The organism is Achromobacter sp. Marseille-Q4962, assembly GCF_943737005.1.
In the GTDB taxonomy this organism is placed as follows: Bacteria; Pseudomonadota; Gammaproteobacteria; order Burkholderiales; family Burkholderiaceae_B; genus Achromobacter.
Genome location: NZ_CALSFU010000015.1, coordinates 107,859 through 122,680, shown reverse-complemented (window position 1 = coordinate 122,680; position 14,822 = coordinate 107,859). Strand labels below are relative to the sequence as shown.

The 14,822-nt window shown below is 69.0% G+C and carries 13 protein-coding genes and 1 riboswitch; of the genes, 7 read left to right on the top strand and 6 right to left on the bottom strand.

Annotation, left to right across the window (positions count from 1 at the left end; genetic code table 11):
* Positions 1-79: 79 nt before the first annotated feature.
* A complete protein-coding gene (locus tag NGJ44_RS15045) occupies positions 80-544 on the top strand; it encodes an NINE protein (RefSeq protein WP_053246014.1) in 465 nt (154 codons plus the stop codon).
* 22 nt (positions 545-566) lie between these two features.
* Here the strand turns inward: NGJ44_RS15045 and NGJ44_RS15040 are convergent, their stop codons facing one another.
* On the bottom strand, positions 567-1,904 hold the full coding sequence (locus tag NGJ44_RS15040; RefSeq protein ID WP_053246013.1) for an aminopeptidase P N-terminal domain-containing protein: 1,338 nt from the start codon (positions 1,902-1,904) through the stop codon (positions 567-569).
* Positions 1,905-2,034: 130 nt separating this feature from the next.
* A riboswitch (yybP-ykoY riboswitch) is annotated at positions 2,035-2,165 on the top strand.
* Between the two features lie 103 nt (positions 2,166-2,268).
* Here NGJ44_RS15040 and NGJ44_RS15035 point away from each other — a divergent pair.
* The 5 genes from NGJ44_RS15035 (at position 2,269) to NGJ44_RS15015 (ending at position 9,340) form a co-directional block, all read left to right on the top strand.
* Positions 2,269-3,273: a sodium:calcium antiporter gene (locus tag NGJ44_RS15035; protein ID WP_053246015.1), complete on the top strand. Its 1,005-nt coding sequence runs from the start codon at positions 2,269-2,271 to the stop codon at positions 3,271-3,273.
* A gap of 423 nt (positions 3,274-3,696) precedes the next feature.
* Positions 3,697-4,056 carry a hypothetical protein gene (locus tag NGJ44_RS15030; RefSeq protein WP_053246012.1) on the top strand — a complete coding sequence of 120 codons (360 nt, stop codon included), beginning with the start codon at positions 3,697-3,699 and terminating at the stop codon, positions 4,054-4,056.
* Between the two features lie 412 nt (positions 4,057-4,468).
* On the top strand, positions 4,469-7,240 hold the full coding sequence (gene mgtA / locus NGJ44_RS15025) for a magnesium-translocating P-type ATPase (RefSeq protein WP_251864412.1): 2,772 nt from the start codon (positions 4,469-4,471) through the stop codon (positions 7,238-7,240).
* Positions 7,227-8,375 carry a porin gene (locus tag NGJ44_RS15020; RefSeq protein WP_251864411.1) on the top strand — a complete coding sequence of 383 codons (1,149 nt, stop codon included), beginning with the start codon at positions 7,227-7,229 and terminating at the stop codon, positions 8,373-8,375. The genes mgtA and NGJ44_RS15020 overlap by 14 nt, the downstream gene beginning before the upstream one ends.
* Positions 8,376-8,467: 92 nt before the next feature.
* Complete coding sequence (locus tag NGJ44_RS15015) at positions 8,468-9,340, top strand: cytochrome c oxidase assembly protein (protein WP_251864437.1); 873 nt, start codon at positions 8,468-8,470, stop codon at positions 9,338-9,340.
* A gap of 13 nt (positions 9,341-9,353) precedes the next feature.
* On the opposite strand, the gene galU is transcribed toward NGJ44_RS15015, so the two are convergent.
* Entirely contained in the window at positions 9,354-10,205 is an 852-nt protein-coding gene (gene galU, locus NGJ44_RS15010) for a UTP--glucose-1-phosphate uridylyltransferase GalU (protein WP_053246556.1), read from the bottom strand.
* Positions 10,206-10,266: 61 nt separating this feature from the next.
* Here galU and NGJ44_RS15005 point away from each other — a divergent pair, with 61 nt between their 5' ends.
* Positions 10,267-11,790: a M48 family metalloprotease gene (locus tag NGJ44_RS15005; protein ID WP_251864410.1), complete on the top strand. Its 1,524-nt coding sequence runs from the start codon at positions 10,267-10,269 to the stop codon at positions 11,788-11,790.
* A gap of 40 nt (positions 11,791-11,830) precedes the next feature.
* Here NGJ44_RS15005 and NGJ44_RS15000 read toward each other — a convergent pair whose 3' ends face one another.
* From NGJ44_RS15000 to NGJ44_RS14985, 4 genes are all read right to left on the bottom strand, one after another.
* On the bottom strand, positions 11,831-12,931 hold the full coding sequence (locus NGJ44_RS15000; protein ID WP_053246673.1) for a YheT family hydrolase: 1,101 nt from the start codon (positions 12,929-12,931) through the stop codon (positions 11,831-11,833).
* A 13-nt stretch (positions 12,932-12,944) separates the two neighbouring features.
* Positions 12,945-13,367, bottom strand: a complete 423-nt coding sequence (locus NGJ44_RS14995) for a YybH family protein (protein ID WP_053246672.1) — start codon at positions 13,365-13,367, stop codon at positions 12,945-12,947.
* A gap of 31 nt (positions 13,368-13,398) precedes the next feature.
* The gene (locus tag NGJ44_RS14990) at positions 13,399-13,617 is read right to left on the bottom strand and encodes a zinc-finger domain-containing protein (protein ID WP_053246671.1); all 219 of its coding nucleotides are present in this window, start codon (positions 13,615-13,617) and stop codon (positions 13,399-13,401) included.
* A gap of 76 nt (positions 13,618-13,693) precedes the next feature.
* Positions 13,694-14,614, bottom strand: a complete 921-nt coding sequence (locus NGJ44_RS14985; protein ID WP_053246670.1) for a branched-chain amino acid transaminase — start codon at positions 14,612-14,614, stop codon at positions 13,694-13,696.
* Positions 14,615-14,822 lie beyond the last annotated feature (208 nt).

Genomic DNA, 14,822 nt, shown 5'->3' with positions numbered 1-14,822 from the left:
CGCCCGGCGGGCCGCCCCCCTGCGGGCGCCATGGCACGGCGCCGCTGCGCCTCATTCCCGTTTCCACCGACATGACGACATGACGCAAGCTCAGGTTTCTTCATCGTTATCGGGCCCCGCCGCGCGCCGTCCGCGCGGCAAGGTGGCGGTCGGCCTCCTGGCCTGCTTTCTCGGCGGCCTGGGCGCGCACTGGTGGTACCTGGGCCGCCGCCACGCCTGGGCCGTGACCGCGTTCTCGGCGGTCTGCCTGTTCTGCGCCTTCCGCTTCTATCCGGTCTGGTACGACAACCCTGCCTTTTTCCTGGTTTTCGTTCCGGTGATCGATGGCTTTGTCGAAAGCGCAGTGTTTTCGCTCATGTCCGACGAGAAATTCGACCGCCTCTACAACCCGGGCCTGGACCGGCCGTCCCGCACCGGCTGGGGCCCGGTGCTGGTGGCCCTGCTGGCCTGCCTGATCGGGGCGACCGTCACCATGTTCGCGATCGCGATGGTGGTGGTGTACGTCTGGGTGGCCATGGGCTGGCTGGACGGGTACGTGCTCTGAGCCGCGCTTTTGCGGGCGGGCGTCACTCGCGCATCAGGGCCTCGATTTCGCCGGCATGCACGGGCACGCCGCGGGTGATGAGCTCGCAGCCCTCGTCGGTGACCAGCGCGTCGTCCTCGGTGCGGATGCCGATATTCCAGTACGCCTCGGGCACGTCGTCGGCCGCCCGCACGTAGATGCCGGGCTCGATCGTGACCATCATGCCGGTTTGCAGCGGGCGCCAGGGCCGGTCCGCGCCGGCGCCCGGCAGGCGGTAGTCGCCCGCGTCGTGCACGTCCAGGCCGAGCCAGTGCCCCGTGCGGTGCATGTAGAACCGGCTGTACTCGCCCGATTCGATGACGCCGTCCAGCGAGCCCCTGAGCAGTTTCAGGTCCAGCATGCCCTGGGCCAGCACGCGCACCGCCGCCTCGTGCGCCTCGTTGAAGCCGCGGCCGGGCGCGGTGGCCCGGACGGCCGCCTCCTGCGCCGCCACCGTCAGGTCGTACAGCGCCCGCTGCGGGCCGCTGTAGCGGCCGTTGACGGGGAAGGTCCGCGTGATGTCGCTGGCGTAGCTGTCCACCTCGCAGCCCGCGTCGATGAGCACCAGGTCGCCGTCGCGCATGACCGCGTCGCCCGCGGGGTAGTGCAGCACGCAGGCGTTGGCGCCGGCGGCCACGATGCTGTTGTAGGCCACCGACTGGGCGCCGTGGCGCCGGAATTCGTAAAGCAGCTCGGCCTCGAGTTCGTACTCGCGCATGCCGGGGCGGGCGGCGCGCATGGCGCGCGCATGGGCGCCCGCCGAGATCTTCGCCGCCTTGCGCATGGCCGCGATTTCGCTCGCGTCCTTGACCAGCCGCATTTCCGCCAGCATGGCCCGCAGGTCCGCCAGGCGCTCGGGCGGCTTGCGCCCGCCGCGCGCGGATTCGCGCGCCCGCGCCATCCAGCGCATCACTTGTCCGTCGGTGCGGCGGTCTTCGGCCAGCGGGCCGTACAGAACCGGCTGGTCGAGCAGCAGGGGCGGCACCACTTCGTCCAGCGCGTCCACCGGGTAGGCGTCGTCGAAGCCGAAATGCGCGGCCGCCGCCTCGGGACCGAAACGCCGGCCTTCCCAGATTTCGCGCTCGGCATGGCGCGGCCGGCAGAAGAGCAGCGCCCGGTCTTCGGCGCCGGCGACCAGCACCAGCCACGCCTGCGGTTCCGTGAATCCGGAGAGGTAGAAGAAGTCGCTGTCGTGCCGGTACGGATACTCCGCGTCGCGGTTGCGGAACGCTTCCGGCGCCGTTGGCAGGATGGCGATGCCGCCGCCCTCGGCGCGCATGCGCGCCATGAGCCGCTGGCGGCGCGAGACGAAGGGAGCGATGTCGGAGGGAGGCAGGCTCATGGGCGGGCACGCGGAAGGTGGCGGGAGACGCTACTACTTTACCCGTCATCGCCTCGCGGCAGGGCGGCCGCGGCCCGGGCCGGAGGCGCGGCGCAAACCTGGACACGCGCTTTCAAGCTGCTACAATCGCGCCTCTGTCATTGGGGAGTAGCCATCCTTTGCCCCCAAAGGAGTCCGCGTCAACAGACTTGGCGGTTCGGCCTTGCGCAGCAAGAGCCTGGATCCCATGGCGCGGACGGCATTCATGCAGGCGGCATGCCCGCGCATGGAGCAGCCCGGCGAGACCTTTGGCCGCATCGCGTTCACCCTGGCCGGGCGAGCCGCGATGTCGCGCCATGGGTATCTGCTCGTCCGGCTCGCCTATATGCTGCTCACGCTCTTCCTGTTTTTCCTGTCCGCCGCCGTCATCTATTTCGCCTGCGAGTTCTTCGTCAACGGCGTGGAATGGGTCGGCCACCGCTTCCAGCTGGGCGCCACCGCCACCGGCACCGTGCTGGCGGCCTTCGGCACCGCGCTGCCCGAAAGCGCAGTGACTTTCATGGCCGTGGTGTTCGGCACTTCCCCGGAGCAAAAAGACATCGGCGTGGGCGCCGCCATGGGCGGCCCGCTGGTGCTGGCGACCCTGGCCTACGCCGTGGTGGGGCTGGCCCTGTGGCGCCGCCGCAACGGGCAGGCGGCGGGCGTGCCCTGTATCAACGCGGACCAGCAGCGCCTGGCCCGCGATCAGGCATGGTTCATGGGCATTTTCGTGGCCAAGGTGGGCCTGGGGCTGCTGGCCTTTGCCTGGAAGCCGTGGCTGGGGCTGCTGTTCCTGGGCACCTACGCGCTCTACGTCAAGCGCGAGCTGAGCCGCGACGACGAATGCCTGGACTGCGAAGACCTCGAACCCCTCAAGCTGCGCCCGCGCGACGAAGACCCCAGCATGGGCTGGGCGGTGACCCAGACCGTGCTCGCCCTGCTCGTCATCGCAGGCGCCTCGCGGGTGTTCGTGAACCAGATCGAGCTGCTCGGCGTGGCCATGGGAGCCTCGCCGCACGTCGCGGCGCTGCTGCTGGCGCCCGTCGCCACCGAGCTGCCGGAAATCATGAACGCGCTCATCTGGGTGCGCCAGGGCAAGGAGCGGCTGGCGTTGGCCAATATTTCGGGCGCCATGATGATCCAGGCCACCATTCCCAGCGCCCTGGGCATTTTCCTGACCCCATGGCTGCTGGACGGCCCGCTGCTGACGGCGGGTTTCGTCACCATGTTTTCCATCGGCATGCTGTGGCTGCGCTTCCGCCGCGCCGGCATGAGCGTGCCGGCCCTGTCGGCGGCCGGCGGCTTCTACGCGCTGTTCGCCGTCTACCTCGGGTGGCATTTCCACGCCTGAGCGGCGCGGTGCCGGCGATTGCGCGGGTTGTTCGGGCAAACCCTTGTCCGTACGGGCAAACCCGCGTAAAATTTATCCGTTTTCAATCCCAGGAGCAGTTTTCGTGAATACCGATTCCGGCGACAGTAGTCGATCTTGCATCGACATCGCTGCCTGACAGGATCCACGCAGAACGCCCTCTGCCGCATCCTGTCATGCAGGTTGCGGCGCATCCCACCCAAGCCAGGTCCGAATCGCGAGCTTCCGCTCGCCGGCCCCTGAGCGCAAGCCCCGCGGCTTGACGGGATACTCCCCAACGCCTTAACGCCAGAACCGCCGCTCGTTGCAGCGTCCGCGCCCGCTTGCGCGCCCCGTGCGCAAGCGCGGCCGTTGCGCGCGCGGATGACCGCGATTTCGCTTCCCGTTTTCGCAATGGAGGTCGCTATGCGTTTTTTTGATTTGTTCCTGCGCCGCGCCGGCGTGGACCGCCACGCCGCCCAAGGCCGCCGTCGCGGCACCTCTCGCCTGACCGTCGTCTGCCCGCGTGACGAAATCGGCGCGCTGCGCAAGCAGATCTGTCTCGATTTCAGCGCCGCGGGCCTCGACGTGGCCCGGGTACAGGTCGACACCGGCCGCGACACCGAGCTGGCCTCGGCCTGCATTACCGTGAACTGCCCGCCCGAGCTGCGCGGCGAACTGATGTCGCAGGCGCGCCGCCTCAGCGCCAATCCCGCCGTGCGCCACGTGCGCTTCGGGGCCGGCGCGGCGGCAGGCATGGCCGGCGGCGCGCGCACTGCGGCCTGAGCCCCGCGCTTTCGTTTTTTCTTCCTGGAGCGAGACCATGCCCAGTGCCTTAGACCCTGACCCTCGATTGCGCCCAGTGCGCGGTCCCGGCGTGGCTGTCTGACCCGTCTTCTCCTTGCGAGCCGACCGGCCGGATAGTCATCCCGGTCCGTACGGAATTCGCAGCCTGAGCATCCGGCTGGCCGCCCCGCGCGCCGGTCCCGGCATCTCTCCCCGCTCCCCCTTCCGTTTCCGCACCCGGCGCGACCTTGACGCGACCCGGACACCGGCTGCATTGCGCCGGCGCCTGCGCACGCCCGTACGCGACGGATCACGGCCCCCCGCACGAGGGCCGCGGCGGCGTTCGGCCCGCGCTCGCCCGCGCCTGGCCGTCAGTGTCTCCCAGAACACCAATGACAAGCGGAGCACTCCGATGTTCAAACACCTGAAATCCTTCTTTTCCGCCGCGGCCCGGCTGCGCCGCGGCGCCGGCCATTTCCGCCGCGCGCCCATCCTTGAGCGCAACGGCCACGGGGCCATGTCGGCCGCGGCCGCCCGGCGCGCCAACCGCCGGATGCTGGCGCTGGCGCGCCTGGACCTGCCCGCGCTCTATGCGCGCTACGAAAGCGGCCGCGACGGGCTGACCGAGGCCCAGGCGCAGGCCGCCCTGGCCCGCCATGGCCGCAACGAGGTGGCCCAGGAAAAGCCGCTGGGCTGGCCGCTGCACCTGTGGCTGTCCTACCGCAATCCCTTCAACCTGCTGCTGACGGCGCTGGCCGCGCTGTCCTGGCTTACCGACGTGCACACGGCCGGGCCCGGCGAGCAGTCCTGGACGGCGGTGTTCATCATCGGGTCCATGGTGGCGATATCCACCGTGCTGCGCTTCATCCAGGAGCGCCGTTCCAATCGCGCGGCCGAGGCCCTGAAGGCCATGGTCCAGAACACGGCGACGGTGCTGCGTCGGGACGAGGCGCCGGGCCAGGGCCGGGCGGGGCGCGGCGGCGCGCCGCGCGGCCGGGAGCTGCCGCTGGCGGAGCTGGCGCCCGGCGACGTGGTGCTGCTTTCGGCCGGAGACATGATCCCGGCGGACTGCCGCATCCTGGCCGCCAAGGATCTGTTCGTGGCGCAGGCCGCGCTGACGGGCGAGTCCCTGCCCGTGGAGAAGCACGCGGCCGTGCACGGCGAGGCCGCCAGCGCGCTGGAGCTGGAAAACATGGCGTTCATGGGCACCAACGTGGTCAGCGGTTCGGGCGTGGCCATGGTGGTCGGCACCGGCGGCCGCACCTATTTCGGCGGCCTGGCTTCGCGGCTCGCCCAGTCGTCGCGGGCGCCCACGCAATTCGAGCAAGGCATCAACCGCGTGAGCTGGGTGCTGATCCGGTTCATGCTGATCATGGCGCCCATCGTCATGCTCATCAATGGTTTCACCAAGGGCGACTGGCTGGAGGCTGTGCTGTTCGCGCTGGCGATCGCCGTGGGGCTCACGCCCGAGATGCTGCCCATGATCGTCACCGCCACGCTGGCCAAGGGCGCGGTGCGCATGGCGCGCCGCAAGGTGGTGGTCAAGCGCCTGGACGCCATCCAGAACCTGGGCGCGATGAACGTGCTTTGCACCGACAAGACCGGCACCCTGACCCAGGACCGCATCGTGCTCGAGCGGCATACCGACGTCTACGGCGAAACCTGCGACGACGTGCTCGCCTATGCGTACCTCAACAGCTACTACCAGACCGGGCTGAAGAGCCTGCTGGATGTGGCGGTGCTGCAGCACGCCGAGGTCGAGCGCAGCCTGGACCTGGCCGGCAGATACCGCAAGGTGGACGAGATCCCGTTCGATTTCTCGCGGCGCCGCATGTCCGTGGTCGTGAACGAAACCGAGCACGGGCGCGACCACCACGAACTGATCTGCAAGGGTGCGCTGGAGGAGGTGTTGTCCGCTTGCACCCGCCTGCGCGCGGGCGGCGAGGCGCTTCCGCTCACCGACGAGCGCCGCGAGGACATCCGCCGCGTCGCGGCGAAGCTGAATCGAGACGGCCTGCGCGTCATCGCCGTGGGCGTGAAGCAGATGCCCCCGGCGCGCGAGGCCTATGGCGTGGCCGACGAATCCGACCTGCTGCTGGTGGGCTACATCGCCTTCCTCGATCCGCCCAAGGAATCCACCGCCCCGGCGCTGGCCGCCATGAAGGCGTCCGGCATCGACGTCAAGGTGCTGACGGGCGACGTGGAGCTGGTCGCGCGCAAAGTGTGCCGCGAAGTGGGTTTCGAGGTGAGCAGCGTCTATGTGGGCGCCGACATCGACGGCATGGACGACGGCCGGCTGGCGGCCGCGGTGCGCCAGGCCAACCTGTTCGCCCGGTTGACCCCTGCCCACAAGGAGCGCATCGTGCGCGCGCTGCGCGGGCAGGGCAACACCGTCGGCTTCATGGGGGACGGCATCAACGACGCGCCCGCGCTGCGCGCCGCCGACGTAGGCATTTCGGTGGATTCGGCTGTGGACATCTCCAAGGAGGCCGCCGACATCATTCTGCTGGAAAAGAGTCTGATAGTGCTGGAAGATGGCGTGATTGAGGGCCGCAAGACCTTCTGCAACATGCTCAAGTACCTGAAAATGACGGCCAGTTCCAACTTCGGCAACGTCTTTTCGGTGCTGGTCGCCAGCGCGTTCCTGCCCTTCCTGCCCATGCTGCCGATCCACCTGCTGGTGCAGAACCTCATGTACGACATCTCGCAGACCGCGATTCCCTTCGACAACGTCGATGAAGAACTGCTGGCGCGGCCCCAGAAATGGGATCCCGAGGGGCTGGGCCGGTTCATGATGTTCTTCGGGCCGATCAGCTCCGTGTTCGATATTGCCACCTATGCGCTCATGTGGTTCGTCTTCCAGGCCAACACGCCCGGGCACCAGACGCTCTTCCAGTCGGGCTGGTTCGTGGAGGGCCTGCTGTCGCAGACGCTGATCGTGCACATGATCCGCACGCGCCGCATTCCCTTCGTGCAGAGCTGCGCCGCCTGGCCGTTGATGCTCATGACGCTGATGGTGGTCGCGCTGGGGCTGGCGCTGCCGTTCTCGCCGCTGGCGGAGTATTTCCACCTGCAGGCGTTGCCCTGGAGCTACTTCCCTTGGCTCGTCGCCATCCTGCTCGGCTATTGCGCGCTCACGCAGGGACTCAAGCACATCTGGGTGCGCCGCTATGGCTGGCAATGAGCGCCGTTTTCCGGGCAAGGCGCGCCCTGCGCCGGCGTCGCGGCGCGCCATCAAGGCCCTGCGCTGCGCCGCCGTGGCGGCCGCGCTGGCTTCGGCCCGGCCCGGCGCGGCCGCGCCCCAACTGGACTTCTACGGCGTGGTCGACGCGGGCGTGGCCGCCACGCGCCAGTCGGGGCAGGGCGGCAGTGTGCGCCTGCTTGACGGGGGCCTGGCCGATTCGCTGTGGGGCCTGGCCGGGGCCGAGTCCCTGGGGGCCGGTTGGCGCGCCGGTTTCCGGCTCGAAAGCGGCTTCGATCCATCGTCGGGCGCCGCCGACGACACCCGCCTTTTCAACTACCAGGCCTGGGTGGGCCTGGGCCGCGCGGACCTGGGCGAACTGCGCCTGGGCCGGCAATACACCGTGGGGCGGGATTTCGCCAGCGCGCTCGAGATCGCTTCCTGGAAGGACATGGGCATGGGCGCCACCTTCAAGGCCGCCGACAACTATCAGTTCAGCAACATGCTCAATTACCTCACGCCCGTGTGGGGAGGCTGGCAGGCGGGGGCGGGCTATGCGTTCGATGCCGGCGACCAGGGCCGCTACGCCACGCGCGACAACGATCGCGCCCTGAGCGCGGGCCTCAAGTATGAAAGCGGGCCGCTGCTGGCGGTGGCCACCTGGGAACGCCTGCGGCTGGCCGATGCGCCGGCCGGCGTCGGCCGGCCCCAGGCGGCGCAGTTCGGCGTTTCGTACGACATCGAATGGGTGAGGCTGTTCGCGGCCTGGACGCGCCAGCGCAATGGCTATGTGGGACTGGACGGCGGCGACCCCGACGGGCTGGGCCTCGGCCTGGGGCCGGCCGCCTTCGCGCGGGGCGGCCGCGCCGACGCGTACCTGCTGGGCGCCAGCCTGCCCCTGGGCGCCGGAACCGTGCTCATCCAGGGCTCGATCGCCCGCCCCGACTGGGAATGGCGCGGCGGCATGACGGCGCGCAAGGCGCAGGTCGTGACGCTGGGCTATACCTACGACCTGTCCCGGCGCACGACGCTCTACGGCTTTGCCGGCTACGCGCGCAATTACACGTTGGACAACCAGTTCGACCCGGGCGGCTCCCGCACCGCGAGGGCGGGAATGGGGGTGTCGCACCGCTACTGAACGCCGTCCGCCGGGCCTCCACTACAATCACCGGGCGGACGCGTGCGTCCGCCGCCCGCCCCGCGGTCTTTCGCCGGGCGGCCGTTCTCCGGATAGGGCGCATGGATTCTCTCGAATGGCTGATACCCTGGGAGTTCTCTCCCACGCTGGTGGCGGGCTTCGCGGCCGCCATCGCGCTTTTCGCGCGCGGCCGCCGGGTGCATCGCGTCACGTGGGCGCGCCAGGCGCTGTTCTGGACGGGGCTCGCGCTGCTGTATCTCTCCATGCACACGCGGCTCGACTACTACGCCGAGCGCATGTTCTTCATCCACCGCATCCAGCACCTGGTGCTCCACCACCTGGGGCCGCTGCTCGTCATGGCGGCGTTTCCGGGCTCGGTCATGCGCGCGGGGCTGCCGCTGGCCTGGCGGGCCCGCCTGCGCCGCTGGCTGGCCACTCCCTGGGGCCGGGCGCTGACGGCGGTCTGCACCCACAAGATCCTGGTTCCGGCCCTGTTCGTGTTCCTGGTGCTGGTGTGGCTGATTCCCGCCGTGCAGTTCTATTCCATGCTGGACTGGCGGCTGTACCGGCTGATGAACTGGTCGGTGGTGATCAGCGGATTCATGTACTGGAATCTCATCCTGGACCGCCGGCCCAGCCCGCCCGCGGCCATGTCGCCCGGCGGGCGGGTGATCTCGCCCATCCTGACCATGGCGCCGCAGATGGTCGCGGGCGCCGTCATCGCCTTCACGGAAAGCGACATCTATCCGATTTTCGAGCTGTGCGGCCGGGCCATTCCGATGTCGGCCCAGACCGACCAGACCATCGGCGGGCTGACCATGTGGATTCCCGCCGCCCTGGTCGAGGTGATCGGGCTGCTGGTGGCGCTGGGCACGTTGATGCGCCTGTCGGGCCGGGGGCGGCTGCGCCGCGCCGACCGCGAGGCGCGCATGCGCAACAAGCCCGGCAAAGCGCTGTCGGCCTGAGCCCGCCAGCCGCTTATTCGGGCTCCAGCCCGTGGTACTTGCGTCCCAGCGCCACGGTGGCCTGGAACATGCCCGCCTTGTTGCCGCAGTCGTAGCGCACGCCTTCGTAGCGGTGCGCGTACACCGCCCGCTCGCGCATCATGGAAGCGATGCCGTCGGTGAGCTGGATCTCGTTGCCCGCGCCCAGCTTGATGGAGCGCAGGTGGTCGAAGATGGCGGCTTCCAGCACATAGCGGCCCACCACGGCCAGCGTCGAGGGCGCATCGCCGGGGTCGGGCTTTTCCACGATGTGCGTGACGCGCTCGGTGCGGCCGCCTGCCTGCGGATCGTGCTCGCGGGTGGCGACGATGCCGTACTTGCGCGTGTCGGCGCGCGGCACGTCCTGCACCCCGAGCACGCTGGCGTCCTGGGCCATGGCCACGTCCACGAGCTGTTTCATGGCCGGCGTGTCGGCGTCGATGAGGTCGTCGGCCAGCAGCACGGCAAAGGGCTCATCGCCCACGGCGGGCGCGGCCGTCAGCACGGCGTGGCCCAGCCCCAGCGGGGCCGATTGCCGAATGTAGAGGCAGTTCACGTGCGCGGGTAGAATGCCGCGCACCATGGCGAGCAATTCGTGCTTGCCCTTGCTTTCCAGGTCGGACTCGAGTTCGGGGGCGGAGTCGAAGTGATCTTCGATGGCGCGTTTGTTTCGGCCAGTTACGAAGATCAGGTCCGTGATGCCTGCGGCAACGGCCTCCTCGACGGCGTATTGAATCAGCGGCTTGTCGACGACGGGCAGCATTTCCTTGGGCATGGCCTTGGTGGCGGGCAGGAAGCGCGTACCCATGCCGGCGACGGGGAAAACGGCTTTGCGGACAGGACGCATTGAAACCTCGTTGAATGGGGTATCGATGAAACATTTTAGGCTCATCGCTATCATAGGCGTTATGAAACGCAGGAACACGCCATCCATTTGCGCGATTGCAAAACGAGGATTGATCGCCGGCCTGTGCGCGTCGCTGGCCTTGCCCGCCGTGCCGGTCGCCGCCTGGGCCCAGCCGGTGGGGCTGCCTTCCATGGGAACGGCCTCGGCTTCCGAACTCTCGCCCATGCTCGAGCGCAGCCTGGGGCAGGCCATCATGGCGCAGGGCAGGCGCGATCCCACCTACGTGGACGACTCCGAGCTTTCCCAGTATCTGACCACCATGGGCCGCAAGCTGGCCTCCTACTCGCCCGGCGCCGTGCCCGACGTGGAGATGTTCGGCGTCCGCGATCCGGAAATCAACGCCTTTGCCATGCCGGGCGGCTACATCGGCGTGAACACCGGCCTCATCGTCGCCGCGGACAGCGAGTCCGAGCTGGCCGCCGTGCTGGCGCACGAAATCGGCCACGTGGTGCAGCGGCACATCGCGCGCGGCATGACGCAGCAGAACCAGAACGGCATGGTCATGCTGGCCAGCCTGGCCGGCGCGCTGCTGGCCGCCCTGGCGGGCGGCGGCGGCAACCTCGCCATGGGGGTGGCCGCGTTCGGGCAGGCGGCGGCCATCAACCGCCAGCTCGGCTTCTCGCGCGACGCCGAACGCGAAGCCGACCGGGCCGGCCTGCAGATGCTCACCAAGGCGGGCTATGACCCCGGCGGCATGGCGCAGATGTTCGCGCGCCTCATGAATGCATCGCGCCTGAACGAAGGGGCGGGCGGCGGCTCCTGGGCCAGCACCCACCCCTTGTCCATCGATCGCATGTCCGACGTGCAGAACCGCATCCGGTCGCTGCCGCCCAGGCAGCATCTCGACAGCGACGATTTCTGGTATCTGCGCGCCAAGATGCGCGTGGTGCAGGGACGCGACGCCCTCAGCCTGCGCAGCGCCGAGCAGCAGTTGCGCGACGAGGCGCGCGCGCTGTCCGGCGTGCGGCGCTCGGCGGCCTGCTACGGGCTGGCGCTGCAGGCCTACACGCGCAACAACCTGGACGAGGCCGAGCGCGAATGGAAGCAGGCCACGGCCGACGGCCAGAACTCGCCGCAACTGGCCAAGCTGAGCGTGGATATCGCCCTGGCGCGCAAGGACACGGCGCGCGCCCTGGAGCTGTCGCAGGCGGCTGTCCGGCGCTGGCCCGACCGGAGGGCCCTGGGCATGGCCTACGCCACCGCCCTGCAGGCGGTGGGCCGGCACGCCGACGCGCAAGCCTACCTGCGCGAGAAGATCAAGCAGTGGGGGGCGGACGAGCCCGCGCTCTACCAGATGCTGGCCCAGAGCGAGGAGCGCACGGGCAAGCCCGTGCAGGCGCGCCGCGACCTGGCCCAGTTCTATGTGCAGACCGGCGCCTACGCGGCCGCCGAATCCCAGCTCCAGCAGGCGCGCGGCATGTCCAACGATTTCTACGAACAGTCGCAGATCGATGTGGAAATCAAGGAAGTGAAGGACAAGCTGGCCGAGGAGAGGCAGCTCCTGGAACGCTTCAAGTCGGGCTGAAGCGTGTCCACCCTGTCGGAAAGCGCCCGTCGCGGGGGGCTCAGAGGCCGGTTTCGAAGAAGCGGCCCAGGCGCTGGGGCAGCCAGTTCAGGTGCGCCGGGAAGGCGCCGGTCGGAAAGCCGGCGTGGCCGCCGTCGCTGGGCTGGTGCAGCAGCACCGACGGCGAGCACTCTTCGGGCCGGGGCAGGGCGCTCGGCGGAATGAACGGGTCGTTGCGCGCATTGAGCACCAGCGTCGGCACGCGGATGCCGGGCAGCAGGGGCTTGCTGGAGGCGCGCGTCCAGTAATCGAGCGCATTGCGGAACCCATGCATGGGCGCCGTGTAGGCATCGTCGAAGTCGCGCAGGTCGCGGGCGTGGGCGATGCGCATCACGTCGATGGCGCCTGGAAAGCGGTGCGCCTTTTCCAGCACCTTGTGCTTGAGCGTCTTGAGAAAGTGCGCCGTATAAACGCGGCGGTTGAAGACGCCGGTGGACAGCGTCTTGCCGCAGGCGACCAGGTCCATCGGCACCGACACGCCGGCGCAGGCCGTGAGCCAGGCGGTTTCTTCCTGGTGCTCGCCCAGGTACTTGAGCAGCGCGTTGCCGCCCAGCGACACCCCCACCGCGTGCCACCTGGCGTGCGGGATGCGGTTGCGCACCGTCTGGAGCAGGAACCCCACTTCGGCCGAGTCGCCGGAGTAGTAGGCGCGCGCCAGGCGGTTGGGCACGCCCGAGCAGCCGCGGAAGTGCGCGATGACGACGATCCAGCCGCGCGCGCGGAAATGATGCGCGATGGACTGCGCGTAGCGGCTCGTGCTGCCGCCCTCCAGCCCGTGGAAGAGGATCAGCGCGGGCGTATCGGGCGTGTGGGGCAGGGACTTCCAGTCGGCTTCGGTCATCCACCGCGCCGCCGCCGTCCTGCCGTTCACGACCGGCTGCTGGCCGCTGACCGGCGTGCCGTCGGCGGCCTTGTGCGGGAAGAGTCCGGGGCCGGTCCAGTCGAAGTCGACGAAATCCGTGTCGGGCGTGTCCACGCGGTCGCGCACGAAGGCGATGCGGTGGTACTGCGCGAAAAGCGCGGCGTACACCGTCTGGGCATCGCCGCCGGGCAGCCAGGCGGGAACGGGACAGGGAGACGTGTCTAAGCGTGCAGCGGCCAACGATCCACCCGATTCAGTGCAGCATGTCGGGCACGTCGTGCAGGTCCAGCACGCCGGCCTCCGCCGGCGCCGGCGAAGCGTGGTGCATCACCATGCGCCAGCCCGCCGGCCCCTTGTGATAGATGTTCGTCGCGTAGCAATTGGCGAACTGCGTGCCCTCGCGGGTGCGCACCGCCACCTGCTCCACCAGGACGTGCACGGCGCACATCATGCTCTGCATCACCAGCGGACGCAGGGCGCGGATGTGCAGGGGGCCGTTGGCCAGCACCTGCTGCCAGGACTCCTGGACCGCGGAATGGCCGACGATGCGCAGGCCTCCCGGATGGATGCACACGACTTCCTCGTCGTCGGCCCAGACTTGCATCAGGCGGACGGCGTCTCCCTGTTCCAGGGCTTCGTAGAAGGCGTGCTCGGCTTCGTCGGGCGTGGCGAACATGGCTGGGGGCGGAAACGTGGACGGGGCCGGCTCAGTGGTGGCCGTGCAGGACGGCGCCGGGCTTCAGGCGATAGCTGGCGCCGCAGTATGGACAGTTGGCCGAGCCGGTGTGCGTCACGTCGAGGAAGACGCGGGGATGCATGCTCCAGAGCGGAGCCTTGGGGCCGGGGCAGAAGACGGGCAGGTCTTCCGCGCCGACTTCGATGACTTCGTGGGATTGGGGGGCGGCGGCCGGGGCTGCGGCGGACATGGACTTTCCTGACATGAAAAAAACCGTGGAACGGCAGGGTTGAAGGGGAGGCGGGCGCTGCGGCAGCGCCGCGGGATCAAACTTTGCTCAACCAGTGATGGTACTTCGGGTTGCGGCCATGCACCACGTCGAAGAACGCCTGCTGGAGCTTCTCCGTGACCGGACCGCGCCGTCCGGCGCCGATCCGGCGGTTGTCCACCTCGCGGATCGGCGTGACCTCGGCGGCGGTGCCGGTGAAGAAGGCCTCGTCGGCGATGTAGACGTCGTCGCGCGTGAGGCGGCGGGTGTGCACGGGGATGCCGAGGTCGGCGGCCAGCGCGTGGATGGTGGAGCGCGTGATGCCGGTGAGGGCCGAGGCGATCTCGGGTTCGCAGAGCGCGCCGTCCTTGACGATGAAGAGGTTCTCGCCCGAGCCTTCGGCCACGAAGCCTTCGGTGTCCAGCAGCAGGGCCTCGTCGTAGCCGTCCTGCAGGGCTTCGTTGTTGGCCAGGATGGAATTGGCGTAGGTGGTGGCGACCTTGGCGCGCGGCATGGTGACGTTCACGTGCTGGCGCGAATAGGAAGACACTTTTACCCGGATGCCCTTGGACAGGGCCTCTTCGCCCAGGTAGGCGCCCCAGGGCCAGGCGGCGATGGCGACGTGGACCCGGGCGCCTCGCGGCGAGACGCCCATCTTTTCGGAGCCGTAGAACACCAGCGGGCGGATATAGCAGGATTCGAGCTTGTTCTCGCGCACCACCGTCCGCTGCGCCTCGTTGATCGTGTCGCGGTCCCAGGGAATGGCCATCTGGTAGATGTGCGCGGAATTGAACAGGCGCCGGGTGTGGTCTTCGAGGCGGAAGATGGCGGTGCCGATCTCGGACTGGTAGGCGCGCAGGCCTTCGAAGACCGCCAGGCCGTAATGCAGGGAATGGGTCAGGACGTGTGTCGTGGCGTCGCGCCACGGCACCAGCTTGCCGTCATACCAGATCAAACCGTCTCGGTCCGCCATAGACATGGTCGTCTCCCCAATGAGCGCCGGCCTGCCGTCCCGGGCCACACCGCCGGGAGACTCGGAAAACGCGGGCCGCTTATTGTATCAAGCGGCGAGGTTACAATAATCGCCATTCAGCTCCGGCGGGGCGCTTCAGGGCGCCGCGCGTCCGCCTGCCGGGCGGACCTGGCGGAATGCCGTGCGTTTTCTTTCCTTTTCAAAGTGCCATGAC